Annotated in this window: 18 protein-coding genes and 2 pseudogenes; 7 read left to right on the forward strand and 13 right to left on the reverse strand. The window is 67.1% G+C overall.

Going from position 1 to position 15,038, the window contains the following annotated elements:
* Positions 1-43: 43 nt before the first annotated feature.
* From LQV16_RS09455 to LQV16_RS09465, 3 genes are all read right to left on the reverse strand, one after another.
* Complete coding sequence (locus LQV16_RS09455; protein WP_229993632.1) at positions 44-997, reverse strand: ketopantoate reductase family protein; 954 nt, start codon at positions 995-997, stop codon at positions 44-46.
* A 65-nt stretch (positions 998-1,062) separates the two neighbouring features.
* Positions 1,063-2,346 carry an MFS transporter gene (locus LQV16_RS09460; protein ID WP_229993633.1) on the reverse strand — a complete coding sequence of 428 codons (1,284 nt, stop codon included), beginning with the start codon at positions 2,344-2,346 and terminating at the stop codon, positions 1,063-1,065.
* Positions 2,333-3,013 (reverse strand): metalloregulator ArsR/SmtB family transcription factor, encoded by a 681-nt coding sequence (locus LQV16_RS09465; RefSeq protein WP_229993634.1) that lies wholly within the window; start codon positions 3,011-3,013, stop codon positions 2,333-2,335. Before LQV16_RS09465 ends, LQV16_RS09460 begins: the two co-directional genes overlap by 14 nt.
* A gap of 137 nt (positions 3,014-3,150) precedes the next feature.
* Between LQV16_RS09465 and LQV16_RS09470 the strand changes: the two genes are divergently transcribed.
* The 5 genes and pseudogenes from LQV16_RS09470 to LQV16_RS09490 form a co-directional block, all read left to right on the forward strand.
* Entirely contained in the window at positions 3,151-3,477 is a 327-nt protein-coding gene (locus LQV16_RS09470) for a metalloregulator ArsR/SmtB family transcription factor (RefSeq protein ID WP_229993635.1), read from the forward strand.
* Positions 3,474-4,319: a cation transporter gene (locus LQV16_RS09475; protein WP_229993636.1), complete on the forward strand. Its 846-nt coding sequence runs from the start codon at positions 3,474-3,476 to the stop codon at positions 4,317-4,319. The genes LQV16_RS09470 and LQV16_RS09475 overlap by 4 nt, the downstream gene beginning before the upstream one ends.
* A gap of 413 nt (positions 4,320-4,732) precedes the next feature.
* Positions 4,733-5,041 (forward strand): annotated as a pseudogene (locus tag LQV16_RS09480) (cation transporter); the annotation flags it as partial.
* Positions 5,038-5,739 carry a thioredoxin domain-containing protein gene (locus tag LQV16_RS09485; RefSeq protein WP_229993637.1) on the forward strand — a complete coding sequence of 234 codons (702 nt, stop codon included), beginning with the start codon at positions 5,038-5,040 and terminating at the stop codon, positions 5,737-5,739. The pseudogene LQV16_RS09480 and the gene LQV16_RS09485, both read left to right, overlap by 4 nt.
* A gap of 86 nt (positions 5,740-5,825) precedes the next feature.
* A pseudogene (locus tag LQV16_RS09490) lies at positions 5,826-6,009 on the forward strand (thioredoxin-disulfide reductase); the annotation flags it as partial.
* 38 nt (positions 6,010-6,047) lie between these two features.
* Here LQV16_RS09490 and LQV16_RS09495 read toward each other — a convergent pair.
* A complete protein-coding gene (locus LQV16_RS09495; protein ID WP_229993638.1) occupies positions 6,048-6,386 on the reverse strand; it encodes a YnfA family protein in 339 nt (112 codons plus the stop codon).
* A 134-nt stretch (positions 6,387-6,520) separates the two neighbouring features.
* Here LQV16_RS09495 and LQV16_RS09500 point away from each other — a divergent pair, with 134 nt between their 5' ends.
* Positions 6,521-6,724 carry a hypothetical protein gene (locus tag LQV16_RS09500; RefSeq protein ID WP_229993640.1) on the forward strand — a complete coding sequence of 68 codons (204 nt, stop codon included), beginning with the start codon at positions 6,521-6,523 and terminating at the stop codon, positions 6,722-6,724.
* 78 nt (positions 6,725-6,802) lie between these two features.
* Here the strand turns inward: LQV16_RS09500 and LQV16_RS09505 are convergent, their stop codons facing one another.
* Positions 6,803-7,471 (reverse strand): metalloregulator ArsR/SmtB family transcription factor, encoded by a 669-nt coding sequence (locus LQV16_RS09505; protein WP_229993641.1) that lies wholly within the window; start codon positions 7,469-7,471, stop codon positions 6,803-6,805.
* 92 nt (positions 7,472-7,563) lie between these two features.
* Between LQV16_RS09505 and LQV16_RS09510 the strand changes: the two genes are divergently transcribed.
* On the forward strand, positions 7,564-8,046 hold the full coding sequence (locus LQV16_RS09510) for a hypothetical protein (protein ID WP_229993642.1): 483 nt from the start codon (positions 7,564-7,566) through the stop codon (positions 8,044-8,046).
* Between the two features lie 1,105 nt (positions 8,047-9,151).
* Here LQV16_RS09510 and LQV16_RS09515 read toward each other — a convergent pair.
* The 8 genes from LQV16_RS09515 to LQV16_RS09545 all read right to left on the reverse strand — a co-directional run.
* Entirely contained in the window at positions 9,152-9,508 is a 357-nt protein-coding gene (locus LQV16_RS09515; RefSeq protein WP_229993643.1) for a helicase associated domain-containing protein, read from the reverse strand.
* Between the two features lie 512 nt (positions 9,509-10,020).
* The gene (locus tag LQV16_RS23530; RefSeq protein WP_253073984.1) at positions 10,021-10,398 is read right to left on the reverse strand and encodes a DNA/RNA non-specific endonuclease; all 378 of its coding nucleotides are present in this window, start codon (positions 10,396-10,398) and stop codon (positions 10,021-10,023) included.
* Entirely contained in the window at positions 10,388-10,669 is a 282-nt protein-coding gene (locus LQV16_RS23710; RefSeq protein WP_356815733.1) for a DNA/RNA non-specific endonuclease, read from the reverse strand. The genes LQV16_RS23530 and LQV16_RS23710 overlap by 11 nt, the downstream gene beginning before the upstream one ends.
* A gap of 336 nt (positions 10,670-11,005) precedes the next feature.
* Complete coding sequence (locus LQV16_RS09525) at positions 11,006-11,422, reverse strand: hypothetical protein (RefSeq protein ID WP_229993644.1); 417 nt, start codon at positions 11,420-11,422, stop codon at positions 11,006-11,008.
* Between the two features lie 91 nt (positions 11,423-11,513).
* Positions 11,514-12,512 (reverse strand): beta-ketoacyl-ACP synthase III, encoded by a 999-nt coding sequence (locus LQV16_RS09530; protein ID WP_229993645.1) that lies wholly within the window; start codon positions 12,510-12,512, stop codon positions 11,514-11,516.
* 421 nt (positions 12,513-12,933) lie between these two features.
* The gene (locus LQV16_RS09535) at positions 12,934-13,632 is read right to left on the reverse strand and encodes a class I SAM-dependent methyltransferase (RefSeq protein WP_229993646.1); all 699 of its coding nucleotides are present in this window, start codon (positions 13,630-13,632) and stop codon (positions 12,934-12,936) included.
* Positions 13,629-13,895, reverse strand: coding sequence for a hypothetical protein (locus LQV16_RS09540; protein ID WP_229993647.1), 267 nt, complete (start codon positions 13,893-13,895; stop codon positions 13,629-13,631). The genes LQV16_RS09535 and LQV16_RS09540 overlap by 4 nt, the downstream gene beginning before the upstream one ends.
* Positions 13,896-13,912: 17 nt before the next feature.
* The coding region (locus LQV16_RS09545) for a SulP family inorganic anion transporter (protein WP_229993648.1) at positions 13,913-15,038 on the reverse strand (1,126 nt) is incomplete at its 5' end.

Raw genomic sequence — 15,038 nt, forward strand, 5'->3', positions numbered from 1 at the left:
TCCCTGCCGGGAGGGATCGTGCCCTCATCGGGTCTGCCCCCTTTCAGGTCCGGGGCGCGGGTGTCTTCTCGTCACTGCCGTTGAGGGCTGGTGCCACGGTGGCGGCGCGGAGCTGGATGAGCGCGAGGTCCAGGACCGGGGTGGCGATGTCCAGGTGGCGGGCGCGGGCGGCAAAGTTGCCGATCAGGTGTTCTGTTTCCCCGGCTTTCCCGGCGGTCACGTCCCGGTAGAGGGAGGAGGTGTAGACGGAGCCGGGCTCGGTGAGCATGTTCAGGGTGGCCTGGTGTTCGGCGTCGGTGATGGGATAGCCGGCAGCGGCGACGACGGCTTCGCATTCGGCGATGATCCGGCGGATGGCGTCCTCGCCGCCGGGGACGGCGAGGATGTTGCCGATCGTGTTGCGGAACAGGCAGGTCGCGACACCGGAGGCGACGATGAAGGCCCATTTGTGCCACATCGACGCGGTGATGTCCTGTGCCAGGGTGGTGTCGATGCCGGGCACCGTGAGGGTGTTCAGCGCCGCCTGAACGCGCGGGGTGCGTTCGGTGGACAGCTCACCGAGCGTGAGGGTGGAGATCGGTTTGAACTGCACGATGCGGCCCGCGCCATCGACGGTGGTCACGACGCGGACGATTCCGCCCAGGACATGGCCCGGGAAACGGGCGATGAGTTCATCCATGTGGGCCATGCCATTAAGGAAGGGCACGATGACTGTGTTCTCACCTACTGCTGCTTCAATGTCGTCCAGGACTGGGGCGAGGGCGTCGGCTTTGACCGCGACGATGATCAGATCGAAGGCTGTCTCGAGCTGGTCGGCGGTCAGCACCGGCGGGTGCAGGGTGTCGATGCGGTGCACGCCGACCACGGTCAGTCCCTCGTTGCGCAGCTGGGTGGCGCGGGGCTCCCGGGCGAGGAAGGTGACGTCGCGGCCGGCCTGGGCGAGGCGGGCGCCGAAGTAGCCGCCGGTCGCGCCGGCTCCGATGACGAGGATGCGCATGGGGTGCCTTTCAAGAACTGTCAGCGGCCCTCACGGAAAATGACGGCCTGTTTTCGGTGCCGGGATTAGGCGGTGAGGCTGGCGGGCCGGGTGCGGGCCCAGAAGATGACGGGGATCAGCAGCAGGGCCAGGACCCCGCCGGCGATCGAGAGCACGGCGTAGCTGGTTTGGGCCACGATGAGCCCGGACATTGCGCCGCCGCCGGCGCCGGCGATGGCGATGAGGACGTCGACGGTTCCCTGGGTGCGGGCCCGGTTGGAGGGGACGGTGGCGTCCACGACCAGCGCGGTTCCGGAGATCAGTCCCAGGTTCCAGCCCAGGCCCAGCAGCGCCAGGGCCAGGGTCAGCAGGCCGAGCGAGTCCGCGGGTGCCATGGCTGCGGTGAGGCCGGCCGCGAGCAGGGTCAGGCCGGAGGCGATGGCCATCGGGGTGCGGCCGATGCGGTCAACGAGGATGCCGGTGAACAGGGAGGGCAGGTACATCGAGCCGATGTGGATGCCGATGACTAGGCCGACTTCGGAGAGGTGGTGGCCGTGGGCTCGCATGTGGACCGGTGTCATGGTCATGATCGCGACCATCGCGATCTGGGTGAGGACCATGACAGCGGCCCCCACATATACCCCGGTGCCCGCCCGCGCGGGGGCGGGGGGTGTGCCGGTGGCTCCGGCTGCCGGTGTTCCGGCCTCGAGTTCCCTGGCGAGCAGGAACGGGTCCGGCCGCAGCAGGGCGAACAGCGCCGCGCCGGCGGAGGCGTAGGCGGCCGCTGCGAGCAGGAACGGGCCGGCGAGGGCGGGGATGCCGAGGCGTTCGGCGAACCGGCCCAGTACGTCGACCAGGTTCGGCCCGAGGACGGCGCCGAGGGTTGTGAAGACCATGGCGATGCTGACTGCGGTGCCCCGGCGGGACGCGGGCGCCAGATCGGTGCCGGCGTAGCGTGCCTGCAGGTTCGTCGCGGTACCCGCCCCGTAGATGAAAAGGGACAGAAACAGCAAGGGGATGCTGCCCAGGACGGCCGCGGCGACGACGCCGAGCGCGCCGAGGGCTCCGGCGGCGAAGCCGAGGCCGAGCCCGGTCCGGCGGCCGAGGCGCTGGGTGATGGCTCCGACGAGAAAGGCTGCCAGCGCGGAGCCGAGTGTGAACAGGACAGCGGGAAGACCGGCCGCGGCGTTCCCGCCGAGCATGTCCTGGGCCAGCAGCGCCCCGACGGTGACGCCGGCGGCCACGCCCGCCCCGCCCAGGACCTGGCTGGCGGCGACCACCCTCAGGGTCCGGCGGTGCACGGCCTCCTGAAAGGCTGCGTCGGTGCGGATCCGCTCCCCGAGCAGCATCATCGGCTCACGCGGTTGCATCGAGATCCACCAGGCGGGTGGCCCGCCACTCGATGACGCCTTCGTCCATAGCCATCGCGGGGATGCTGCGCGCCGACAGCCACGCCGCGGCGTCCCGGGCGAGTTTGCAGAACTCGCCACGGCAATACACCACGACGGGTTTTCCCGCTGGGATCTCGCCGTAGCGTTCCTCCAGCTCCGCCAGCGGAATGGAGACAGCACCGGGGAAATGGGCGCTCTCGTACTCGGACCGGGGCCGGACATCGATGACGGTCATGTCGGAGGTGACTGCGGCCGGATCGATCGTCCGGGCCGGGGGCTCCGAGCCGCCGGGGGACAGGTAGGCCGCCAGGGCCTCCCGCAGCGCGGGGGAGCGCAGCATGCCCACGCGCTTGATCGCCAGATACATCTGCGCGACGTCGTCGCCGGCGAGCTGGTACAGAATGGTGGTCCGCACCCGGCGGGTGCCCACCAGCCCGGCCTGCTTCAGCTGCTGCAGGTGGGCCGACACGGTCGTTATGCCCATCCCCAGCAGTGCCGAGAGTTCTTCCACCGGATGCTCCCCTTGGGCGAGCAGTTCGATCAGTTCCAGCCGCTTGCCGTTGGACATCGCCTTCGCCACCCGGGCGAGCTGATCGAAGACTTCCAGCTTCTCCCCGCCTTCCGGGGCGTTATTCCATAACTCCATGGAATAAGAGAATACAGCGCAGCCAAGGGTTCCGGGAGGCCCCGGGGAGTCATAACCCGCGGCGGGGCGGCCGGGCACTGCCGGTCGCCTTTGGGTTCACAATTGCGTGAATACATCCGGCGCTGTACTTTGGGGTTATGGAAACCCTCACGCACGCCCCGGTGCTGGCGCGGTTCGGCTACGCCGTGTCTGATCCGACCCGGGCCCGGATCCTTCTGGCGCTGGCCACCGAATCTGCCTACCCCTCTGATCTGGCCGATTCCCTCGGGGTGTCGCGGCAGAGCATGTCCAATCACCTGACCTGCCTGCGCGGCTGCGGTTTGGTGGTGGCGGTTCCCGACGGCCGGCGGAGCCGGTACGAGCTCGCCGACGCGCGGCTGGGGCACGCGATCATGGACCTGATCGGTGTGGTCCTGGCCGTGGATCCGGCCTGCTGCGCACCGGACGGGACGTGCCTGGTATGACGGCCCTCCTGCACGCGCCGGCGCCGGAGCGCCGGGCCGTCCTGACCCGGCGGATCCGGCTGTTCGCCGCCGCGACGATTAGCTACAACGTCATCGAGGCCGCCGTGGCCCTGTGGGCGGGAGGTGTCGCGGACTCTTCGGCGCTGATCGGCTTCGGACTGGATTCCGTGATCGAGGTGGCGTCTGCTCTGGCCCTGTCCTGGCAGTTCTCCGCGAAGGACCCGGAACGCCGGGAGCACATGACTCTGCGGATCATCGCCATTTCCTTCTTTGCCCTGGCAGCGTTCGTCACCGCAGATTCCGTCCGGTCCCTCACCGGCGGGGGCGAAGCCCAGCACTCCACCCCGGGCATCGTGATCGCCGCCCTGAGCCTGGCCATCATGCCTGTCCTGTCCTGGCTGCAGCGCCGGGCGGGCAGGGAACTGGGTTCCAGGACCGCGGTCGCCGATTCCAAACAGACTCTCTTGTGCACGTACCTCTCCGCGGTGCTGCTCGTCGGCCTGGTCCTGAACAGCACCTTGGGCTGGTGGTGGGCCGACGCCGGCGCTGCCCTGGTCATCGCAGCCATCGCTGTCCGGGAAGGCATCAACGCCTGGAAGGGCGACGTCTGCTGCACCGTCCCGCACACCCACGATGCGCCCGACGCCGAAACGGACGATTGCTGCTCCGCCCCTGAAATTGGTGCGGACGGTAGCTACGATGGTGGCCGGGCTGCTTCGGACGCGCGCTTAACACCGAAGAGGGACGCTGAGGAGAGCGAGGCTTCCGGATGCTGCGAAGGCTGTGGTTCCAGTCCGGAACCGAAGACTGTCAGCCTGTCCCTGGGCCCCAGGAGCGGCTAAGCCATGGGCTACGAACTGCGCACCATCCGGGGATGCCCGAACAGCGGTCCGGCCCTGGAACTGTTCCGTCAAGCCCTGGCAGCCGAAGGAAAAGACACCGGACGCCTAACGGTCCGTGAGGTAACTTCCGAGGACGAGGCTGAGACACTGCGTTTCCACGGTTCACCGTCGTTCATCGCGGACGGATGGGACTTGTTTCCTGCCGAGTCGGCACCTGCCCTGAGCTGCCGGCTTTATCGCTCGGGGACGGGATAGCGGGGCTTCCCTCCGCCGAGTTGTTGCGCACCGCCGTGCGTGGTGACGGCTCGGAAGCATAAGCGATCGGCAGTCCAGCCTGGACTGCCCAGCCGGCCGGCAGGCGTTGCCCCGACACTCACACACTGGAGGTACCCCATGGGCGGACACGACCACGGACGGTTAACGTGCTGATGGAAAACGCACCGGCTGGCCTGGATCTGGCCGCGGTCCGTGACCACATCCTCGCCCTGCCGTACGTCATCGACGTCCACGACCTGCATGCGTCCCTCGTGGCCTTCGGGACACCGGTACTCTCCGCCCACGTCACCGTCGAAGTCATCTGCATGACCGACGGGCACGCTGCCACCATCCTGGCGGACCTGCAGCGCTGCGTGGCCGAACACTTCGACGTCAGCGTCGAACATTCAACCTTCCAGATCGAACAAGCCGCCCACCACGACCAGGAAAGTTTGCCGCACCGATGACACAGACGCCGTCAAAGACAGCTCCCGCCCCGAAACCCACAGACACTGGAAGGAAAGTCCGCACTGTCGTCTGGACACTGCTGGGGGTCATCGTCGCGACCGGCGTGATCTGGTACGCGATGTACACCTCAAGCAAGCCCGCCCCTCCGGCGGTGCAGCAGGCAGAGGATGCGCAGCTGGTCCGTGACGACAGCCGCCGGGTCACGTCCCCGACCATCGAGAAGGCGCAGCTGGTGGAATTCCTGGACTTCGAATGTGAGTCCTGCCGCGCCGCTGAACCCCTCGTGCAGGAGCTGAAGAAGGAATACGGCGACCGGATCACTTTCGTCCACCGTTACTTCCCGCTCCCCGGCCACCGGAACTCGGGCACTGCCGCGCTGGCTGTCGAGGCCGCCGCGCAACAGGGCAAGTACGGGCAGATGTACGCCAGAATGTTCGAAACCCAGCCGCAGTGGGGCGAAAAGCAGGACTCCCAGGCAGCCCTGTTCAGGGCGTTCGCCCAGGACCTGGGATTGGATATGACCGCCTACGACGCCGGCGTGGCCGATGAAAAGACCAAGGACCGGATCCGCAAAGACGTCGCCGATGGCATCGCCCTGGGCGTGACCGGAACCCCGACATTCTTCCTCAACGGTGAGAAGCTCGTCCTCAACAGCGAGCAGGAGTTCCGGCAGAAGCTGACTGACGCCGCCAGGTAGAGGCACTACAGGTAAATTTCGGCCCGAGCATGTCAGGTTCATTAGCCGACGGTTCGAAGAGTAGGCAGTGGGGAAGGCCGGAACCGATTCGCAGGGCCAGCTACACCGCCTGGGCCGGGCTGAAGCCCCTGGTCCTGGCCGGGTCGGTCACGGCAGGCTGTGCCCTGATGAATACCACGGAGGTGGAAAACCTTCCCCGGCGGGATCCAGGGACCGGTGCACATGGATGCATTGCGGCAGCAGGTGGAGTGGTTCGGCGCTCGGGTGGTGTGCAGAAGGTACCGTTTGGGTGGCCGTCTCGGTGGCTCCTAGCCGGCGTTGCGGGGGGCGAACATGATGACAGCGACTCCGAGCAGGCAGATCGCCGATCCGATGATGTCCCAGCGGTCCGGCCGGAACCCGTCGAAAGCCATGCCCCAGGCCAGGGAGCCGGCCACGAAAACGCCGCCGTAGGCGGCGAGAATGCGCCCGAAATGCGCGTCAGGCTGCAGTGTGGCGGCACAGCCGTAGATCCCCAGAGCGATGATTCCCAAGCCGGCCCACCACCATGCCCGGCCCTCGCGGACCGCCTGCCACACCAGCCAGGCGCCGCCGATTTCGGCAGCCGCCGCCAGGACGAACAACAATACGGACTTGGCAATGGTCATGGGCCCATCCTGTCACCGTTTGCGGGCTTGTTGCCGTGGCGGTCCCGGGGTGAGCCCCCTGCATCGAAGGTCCAAGGGGCTGGCAGTTCGCGCGAGGCGAGAAGCTGATCAAGAACGAAGGAGCGCCCGCCGGCGTGCGCGTCCTGCAGTTCTACCCGGCTCGGGACGGCACCGGCGCGACGTGTCTCTGGGAGGCTCCGTCGGTGGAGGCGATCCAACGGTACGTGGACACGACGCTCGGAGACTCCAGCGTCAACACGTGCTACGAGGTTGACGCGGCGCAGGCATTCGCGCAGCAACCGTCGGGAATCCGCGAGTTCGCTGCGATCAGCCCGTAGGAGCTTGCGTCAATCCACCAGCAGGGAGGACTCTCTCCAGTCGCCAATGCGCAGTTCTCAGTCTTGGATGGAAGCCGCTCAGGTGGCCGACTGTTCTATCGGGAGCCCTGCCGCCTTCCACTCGGGGAAGCCCTCTTCAAGCCTTGTGGCGAGGCGCCCTTCGTCCGTGAGCAGCCGCACGGCCTCGTCCGCATATAGGCAGTATGGTCCGCGGCAGTAGGCGACGATTTCGCTCCCCTGGGGAACCTCGCGCAGTCGAGACTTAACGTCCGAGAAGGGCACGGAAAGCGCACCCGGGATATGTCCGGCTTCGTACTCTGGCTGCGGCCGCACGTCCAGCACAACGACGTCGCCCTGCCGCAGCCTCAGCAGCAGTTCGTCGCGCGTGATCATGCTCAGGTCGGCGCGATCGCCGACGTAGGCACGGACGAGATCGCCCAGCTCCCCCGCGTGCGCTTCGGCTGTCTCCCGAAGTGCTCGCCATAGCCGCTCCACTGCCGGGCTGGCAAGGGAGTAGTAGATCCGCGTCCCCGAGCGTCGGGAGCAGGCGAGGCCGGCTCGCAGCAAGCGCTGCAGGTGCTGGGATGTGTTGGCCATACTCTGGTGGATCTCTGCGGCCAGCTCGTCAACCGACCGCTCGCCCTGCCCAAGGATATCGATCAGCTGCGCCCTCCTGCCGTTCCCCAACGCCTTGGCAGCTTCTGCGAGGGCGTCGAAGAGCGCATCCTTTTCCTGCTGGTCGCCCACTCGCGCCTCCTATTCAAGAGTTCTCTTGACAAGCATACTGTCAGGGGATTCTTATTCAAGTACCTACTTGAATAAGAAAGGGGGTGGTGGCCGTGTCCACCATCCAAACTCCCCAAGGGGAACAGTCCCGCCTCCAGACAGGAGCCGCTCTCATGACGCTGGCCGGGCTGGCCTTCGTGGGGTACGCCGTAATCTTCTTGGTACTCAACTTCACGGACGCCTTCCTCGAGCTGGGCATCGGCCCCGATCAAGTGGACAAAGGGAAGGCGGAGATCGAGGCGTTCAGCCCGCAGCTGTATCACTACATCAGCCATCTGCACATCGCGGTCAGCGGCTTCATTGCTGCGACCGGGCTGGCCGTCGCAGGCCTGTCCTGGTATGGGGTGCGCCGCGGAGAACGGTGGGCCTTCGCCACAGCCGTTATTGTCCCGGTCGTCGGACTCGCCGTGGCCCTCCCCGCGCACTACGCATGGGGTCTGGCCACGCTTGGGCACCTCGGCCTGATCTACCTCGCCGTCCTCATTTTCCTGGTAGGGGTCGTGGCAGCCTACAGCGGAATGCGACGCCCGCGATGACACACCACTGACACTCACACGACGGACTGAATCCCTTAATCCAGCCAGGCGCTCAGTCATGCACCGCGCGAAACAGGTCATGTTGCCCAGGCCCTGCGCGACTCATGAAGCAGTAAATCACGGACGTCCAGAGCTCTAGGAAGGAGCCACCCCGCTACAGCACGGCAGCCAACAAAACAGGCCCCCGAAGGGACCAATTCGTCAACACTCGTGCACACTTAGAGACCAAAGGGCCCCTTGACCTGCGGAAACACTGTGTCCGAGATGGGACTCGAACCGTATTCCAGGCCCTGCAAACTCTGGGAACTCCCGAAAACATAGGCAATTCGAGCCAATCCGACCGATCTACGAGCCAGTCCGACGCCGAAAGTGTTGACAGTGTCAACACACCCTGCCTGACCAATTTTGAAAAACCTAGAGCAGTGGCCGCGCTCCTGCATCTGGCAGCGCGGCCGCCGTTTTCCTTATGGGTTTTGCCAGCCCACGTGCAAGATCATCCACTTGCGCGGCCACAGCCGCTTCACGGAGTTGAGAGAGACGACGGCGGCCGCATCGTTTGCTATACCGGAGCAGCCCAAGGTTATTTGGCCACAGCTTTATCCGTGCGCTCGAAAACACGCCTGCGAATAGCACTAACGCCTTTGCAGATATTTCACCACTTCACCAGAAATTAGGAGGGGATTACGATTCCTGATCCGAGCGGGCCCACTACATAGGCACCTCCACTGAGCAGGCCTACAACAACTTGGGGATTGTCGAAAAATGGCAGTTCATAACGCCTGTCTTCATAGGACTTCAGCCTGTGAGATTCGCTGCTTACTATCGGGACCATAGCTCGGGGAACACCTACTGGGACAACAACTTCGGCAACGACTATGTGCTGAGCCCCCAACCGAATTCGAGAATTCGATGACGACGCGAGTCCTCCTGCGCTGCGCCGTATGCGGTGTTCCGTTAGCCAGCACACGCATTCAGCCAGGTTGAGGACGATTTCAACAGCCACGCTGCAACGTCAAAAACAGCCATATTGCGACGTTGGTTAGAAACCACCCAGCCTCGCACTGCGTCAGGGCTCCGCCTGCCCCAGCTGCCACAACCTTCCCAGTCACCGCCGGGGACGGCGGCCCCGGGTCCTCCCGGCCTGCCATCCGGGAACTGCATCGTCCAGGAGCTTGACCTTCACGGGGTCGAGTTCGCCGCGGCGGCGTGTGTACCGCTGCATGTGGATCCACACGCCGAGGGTGTGTTCACGCTCCGATTCAGTGTTCCCGTGGCGGGGCCAGTCGTTGCCCTCCGTGCGGTAGGCCGCGAGCTGGGCGAGGCGGTGGTGCCAGCGGGCTTCGTCCTCGGATTCCCTGCGCTTGTCGGCCCACCCCGGCACCCGGGCGAGACCGGAGCCGTAGGCCGGGTCCAGGGTGCCGTCGGCTGCTTCGCGCCGGCGCTCGGACAGCCACAGCGCCATGGACCGTTCGCCCCGGTCGCCGGAACGGCCTTTCAGGCAGCCGGCCTTCGGCCGTGACCCAGGCGATGACCCCTTCCATGCGTACAAGGTCCGTGGGGGAGGGGTACGGAATGGGTGCGGCGGCGGAAGGCGGCCTGGTGCTCGGCCTCGAGCCCGGGTCCTGGCGGCGGGCGATGGCCAGATGGTATCCGACGGCGGCGGGCTCGGCACGGACGAGGGCAGCGATGCGGTGCCGGCTCAGTCCGAGCCGGTACATCAGCACCCATTCGGCGTCAGGGGCACGCCGCAACCGCCTGTCCAAGGGGCCCATCCTGCCACGGCCCTCCCCACAAGACGGGCGTGCACCCGGCCCATAGGCAACTGCTTATGGCCGTCCGCTGCCGCGGCCGGCGGCCCGGTCCGGTGTGGCCGGCCGTCGCAGGGCTTGCCGTGCCCAAACTGTTGCTTCTGCCACCGTCGGAGCCTCCCTTGCCGGGTGGCTCCGGTGCCGGGTCAGGTCAGGTCGGGGGATGTCAGTCCGTGCCGTGAAGGTCGAAGTCCAGGTCGAGGTCCAGCGGCGAGTTCAGCCGTCTCCAGGTGGAGGTGACCGGCGCGGTGGTCAGCGCGCAGGCGATGGGCATCCGGTCTGCGGCCACGACCTGGTCCAGGTTCAGGCCTGTCAGGGCGGCAACGTCTCGGACGGGAACCTGGAAGGTGCGGAACGGGCCAAGCGGGGGAGCCTCATCGATGGCGCCGGGCCGCGGGACGTCCGGCAGGTTCGCGAGCTCGGGCGTCTGGTCCACGATGTAGCCGGTTGCGGCGAGGTCCCCGTGATGGAGGAAGACGGCGACCTTGAAGAACCGCAGCGGGATGTTGACGCCCCGGTAGGCGGGGTCGGTGTCACTGAAGATCGGGCCCGTGAAAACGACGAGCCGCCGGCCGTTGTCGGCCGCGTTGTCCTACAGGGGATTCCAGGCCGAGCCAGAGGCCCAGGCCCTGATTGAACTTTGCCGCCTGGGGCGCGGCGTTCGTGTAGTGGAAGGTGTCCTCGTTGGCCCGGGCGGCCTCTTCCCGGGTCTCGCCCCAGACGGCTGAGGCCCGGCGGACCAGGTGGCCGCCGTCGATATCGTTGCGGGCGTAGACCCGCTCGCCGGTCTGCTGGTCTTCGCCCAGCCGGGGGATCGAGCCGCCACCGGATGCCGGACCGGTCCAGGTCCATCAGCTTCGCCCCGTCAATCCCCAGGGCCGTCACCGCGGCCAGGCGCTTGTCCGGCCGCATGAGTACGGAGAAGTGCGTGTAGGGCAGAAGGACCGTCTCGACGCCTGCCAGGGTCGGAACGGGCACCGGCACACCGAGGAACGCGGTGTCGAAACGGGTCCGGTCCTACAGATCGCGTGCAGCAGCAGGGCCCGGTCCCAACAACAGTTCATCCATGCCCGGACACTAACAGCCGCCGATGACAACGAAGTGAATGTCTGTTGTCAGGGCCCGCGAGTGCAGACCGGCTTGTTTTGCAGTTAGCCCTGGGTCGGGGATGGGACGCCGGCGAGGTAGTCGAGGCAGGCGTCGTAGTCGGTCATGACTTCTTCGAAGCTCCGCAATCGGGGCTGGGTGCCGGTGCTGGGATCGGCGGTGTCCGATCGGGTTAGTTGTGGTTGGCAGCTGCGCCCGCTGGAGGTCAGGGTTGCGATGCCCCAGTCGGTGCTGGCTGGGGTGGTGGTGATGCCGACGCCCTCGAAAGGATCGGCGAGGATGTTCCGGGCGACGGATGCCCACGCGATGAGGTGGAACCTCCGGGCCGTTTCGAGTTGTTGCTCGTCCCCGCTGGCCCAGGCCTGCTGAACTTTCTCGGAGAGCTTGTTCCATTCTTCGGCCGGGCGAACCAGTAGGTGGGTGGCGCGGACCTTGTCCTGAAGTTCTTTCAGCAGTGGCATGGGTGTTTCCCTTGTCTTTGACGGGGTGTGAGGTCATGGTTGTCGCCTGTTCGGGCACGGCCGATCGGCCGTGCCCGAGGCGCCAGGTGCTTCAGGTTCCGGACACGGTGCCGGTGGCCGGGGTGCGGACTACCTGCCCGGCGTAGGAGAATCCGCCGCCGAAACCGAACAGCAGAACGGGGCTGTCGGGCGGAAGCTGTCCGCTACGCACCAGCCTGGCAAAGGCGATCGGGATACTGGCCGAGGACGTGTTCCCCGAGGTGACGACGTCACGTGCGGTGATCTCGCGGGAGATTCCGAGTTGATCGGCGAGGGGCTCGATGATGCGCAGGTTGGCCTGGTGCGGGACGAACCCTGCGAGCTCGTCCGGCCGGATGCCGGCGATCTCGCAGGTTTTCCGGGCCAGCGTGGCGGCCTCGCTGATGGCCCAGCGGAACACTGACATGCCTTCCTGCTGGAAACGGAGTTTGGGTTCTTCGATCCTGACCGCGTGGGACAGCTCGGGGACTGATCCCCAGTGGACTGGTCCGATCCCCGGAGTTGGTGAGGCGGTGAGCACGAGGGCGCCGGCACCGTCACCGACGAGTACGCAGGTGGTCCTGTCGGCCCAGTCCGTGAAGTCACTGAGCTTCTCGGCCCCGATGACCAGGGCGGTGTTGGCGGCCCCGGAACGGATGGCCTGGTCAGCGACGGCAAGGGCGTGCGTGAACCCCGAGCAGGCGGCGTTAAGGTCGAACACGGCAGGGTTCCGGGCACCCAGCGCGGCCGAGACCCGCCCGGCGGTGCTCGGGGAGCGGTCCAGTGCGGTCACGGTAGCAACGACGACCAGGTCCAGATCCGCGGCTTCGATCCCGGCATGTTGAAGGGCGTCCCGCCCGGCCTGGGTAGCCATGTCCGCGACGGACTCGGTATCGGCGATGCGGCGTTCCTGGATCCCGACCCTGCTGCGGATCCATTCATCGGTGGTATCCACGATCTGGCTCAGTTCCTCGTTATCCAGGATCCTTGCGGGCTGGTACGAGCCGACCCCTGCGATCCGGGAGCCCCGGCCTGTTGAGGGTTCTGGTGCGGGCACGGTCGGTGCTGTCATGTTTTGCTCCTGAATATCGGGACCGGTCGGGCGGGACTTATGAGGCGGGGCAATGCAGAATGCGGGCAGTACAGAGATGGGTGGTGCAGGTTAGGGAGCGGGCTGTCCGTCAGGGGTGTTGCCTCAGTGTGTTGAAAAGTTCAGAAAGGCTCATGCCCGCCGCCGCCGCCGCATCGGCGGGCGGCACTTGGGCGGCCATGGCCCGGCACAAGGCCAAAACCAGGCCGGATGCCTCCGTTCCGGAACCGTAGTGTTCGGACAAAGCCGGTTTGGTGCAGTCGGGTGCGGGGACGGCATGACCGTGCGCTGGCAGGTAGCCGCCCCGGGCCGCGGCTGCCTCGATACTTTTCAGGTGGTAGTCCATTGCTTCCTTGTCCCCAGTGTTTTCTTGCTCTCCTGGTGGTGGGTGCGGGTTGGGCGTTTACGATGCCGTAGGCGGGGACTGTGCCGGCGCGGCCGGGCTGCGGGCCAGGACCACGCAGTCCAACGCGGGCCGGCGGGCCCCGGGAACGGGACGGGACCGGGTCTCGGCCGTTTCGACCTGCAGTCCGGCCCGTCTGGCCCAGCCGGCAACCCGCGCGCTGTGGTGCAGCGCGGCTGCGCTCCGTGGCCCGGAGGCATTTTCGCGGGGGTCGGCCGGGTCGTGGCCGATGTACAGGAACAGCCCGCCGGGGGCCAGGCCCAGGGCTGTGCGGGCTATGGTGCCCTCCCGATCCGGTCCGGGCAGGTGAAGGAAGGCGGCCAGAACAAGGTCCAGGCTTCCGCGTACCGGTGCGCAAGTGGTGACGTCGGCGACGGACCAGGTGATCAGGTCCGTGACGCCTTCGGCGAAGGCGCGCCCGCGCCCGATATCCAGGGCTGCGGCGGAAAAGTCCATGGCTGTCACGTGCCAGCCCCGTCCGGCGAGCCATACGGCGTTGCGGCCGTCGCCGGCCCCCAGATCCAGGGCCCGTCCGGGGGCAAGCCCGTTCAGCATGGCGCGGACCGAGGAGCTTGCCGGCGCCCAGCCGCGGTCGTTCTCGGTGTACCAGACGTTCCAGGCTTCCGCGTCCGTGGGGTACCCGGTCCCTCCGGGCCTGGAGTGCTTCCACTCCGGAAGTGCCATGTCGCCCATGCTCATGGCGAGCTCCTGTCCGGGCGCAGCGCTGTTGCCCCTGCGGGCCGGCCCTGTGAGTTGTTGCGCCGTCGGAGCGCGTCGATCCCGGCGGGGATGCCGACGGTCGGGGCGGTCAGTACCGTCGCGGCCAGCCAGGCCGGGTTCGTGGGCCCCGCGAAAAGTGCCGGGAGGTCGAACCGCAGAAGGGCCCCCAGTCCGAAACCCAGGAGGTATTGCGGCAGACGGTCCGGTTCGGTCCGGGATTCCAGGGGTGCTGTTGGCGGCAAAGGATGCTCCTGATCATTCAGCGGACCGTGGTGCGGCCGGGAGTGGCTGCCGCGACCGGGCCACGGTCGGGGTCCTGGCCGGCGTCGGGTGCTTTGTCGTGTGCGGGAAGTTCTGCGGTGCGGGCGGCCCTGGCGCGAGCGACGTGGCTGCGGGCGTGTTCCACGGCCGGGGGCAATTCCGCGAAGAGGTGTTTGTGGTGGCGCAGGGATTCCAGCACACCCACCCGGGTGACTAGGGCCAGGTGGCGTTCCTGGATGCCTTTGATCAGCACGGTGATCCCGCGGCGTTCGAGGGCATTGACGATGTCGGTGATGACCCTGGCCCCTGTTGCGTCCAGGACCTGGAGCTGGGACATGCGGATGATGACGACATCGACATTGCGGATCGCGCTGACCCGGTCCAGGACGCGTTCGGCCGCGGCGAAAAACAGGGCCCCGTCGAGCCGGAACACGGCGATGTGCTCGTCCCCGTCCTGGACCGGGCCCGGGATCTCTTCGCGGTGGACGCCGCTGGACTTGACCAGGGCGCGCAGGGCGAAGAAGGACGCGACGGCGATGCCGATTGCGACTGCCTCGATGAGGTCGAAGGACACGGTGATCAGCGCGGTGACGAAGAACACGACGGTGTCGGCACGGGTCGAGCCGATGACGCTGCGCAGCGTGGTGGGGGAGACCATGCGGGTGGCGGTGACCATCAGGACCCCGGCCAGGGCGGCGAGCGGGATACGCGCGACCGGGCCGGTGGCGAGGTAGACCACGGCCAGCAGGACCACGGCATGGGTGATGGCCGCGAGCCGGGTCCTGCCGCCGGAGCGGATGTTCACCGCGGTGCGGGCAATGGCCCCGGTGGCGGGCATGCCGCCGAAGAACCCGGATGCGACGGAGGCCAGACCCTGCCCCAGGAGTTCACGGTCGGCGTCGTAGGGTCCGGTGTCGGAGATTGACGCGGCAACCCGGGCCGAGAGCAGCGACTCGATCGCCGCGAGGGCCGCGATGGTCGCGGCCGGCCCGGCAAGGGCAGCCACGGTGCCCCAGTCCAGGGCGGGGATAACCGGGGCCGGCAGGGTGTCGGGCAGGGTGCCGATCCGGGCCACCGGAAGGTCCAGGACCTGGGCGGCGATGCTGGCGATGATGATGGCGATG

The organism is Arthrobacter sp. Bi26, assembly GCF_918697925.1.
Lineage (GTDB): Bacteria > Actinomycetota > Actinomycetes > Actinomycetales > Micrococcaceae > Arthrobacter.

Bases quoted from the DNA above. Each gene is read 5' to 3' on its own strand.
- LQV16_RS09535 (WP_229993646.1), bottom strand. From the start codon at position 13,632: ATGAGCATGGGCGACATGGCACTTCCGGAGTGGAAGCACTCCAGGCCC.
- LQV16_RS09475 (WP_229993636.1), top strand. From the start codon at position 3,474: ATGACGGCCCTCCTGCACGCGCCGGCGCCGGAGCGCCGGGCCGTCCTG.
- LQV16_RS09495 (WP_229993638.1), bottom strand. From the start codon at position 6,386: ATGACCATTGCCAAGTCCGTATTGTTGTTCGTCCTGGCGGCGGCTGCC.
- LQV16_RS09515 (WP_229993643.1), bottom strand. From the start codon at position 9,508: ATGGCGCTGTGGCTGTCCGAGCGCCGGCGCGAAGCAGCCGACGGCACC.
- LQV16_RS09460 (WP_229993633.1), bottom strand. From the start codon at position 2,346: ATGCAACCGCGTGAGCCGATGATGCTGCTCGGGGAGCGGATCCGCACC.
- LQV16_RS09525 (WP_229993644.1), bottom strand. From the start codon at position 11,422: ATGCCACTGCTGAAAGAACTTCAGGACAAGGTCCGCGCCACCCACCTA.
- LQV16_RS09455 (WP_229993632.1), bottom strand. From the start codon at position 997: ATGCGCATCCTCGTCATCGGAGCCGGCGCGACCGGCGGCTACTTCGGC.
- LQV16_RS09485 (WP_229993637.1), top strand. From the start codon at position 5,038: ATGACACAGACGCCGTCAAAGACAGCTCCCGCCCCGAAACCCACAGAC.
- LQV16_RS09465 (WP_229993634.1), bottom strand. From the start codon at position 3,013: ATGGAGTTATGGAATAACGCCCCGGAAGGCGGGGAGAAGCTGGAAGTC.
- LQV16_RS09470 (WP_229993635.1), top strand. From the start codon at position 3,151: ATGGAAACCCTCACGCACGCCCCGGTGCTGGCGCGGTTCGGCTACGCC.
- LQV16_RS09530 (WP_229993645.1), bottom strand. From the start codon at position 12,512: ATGACAGCACCGACCGTGCCCGCACCAGAACCCTCAACAGGCCGGGGC.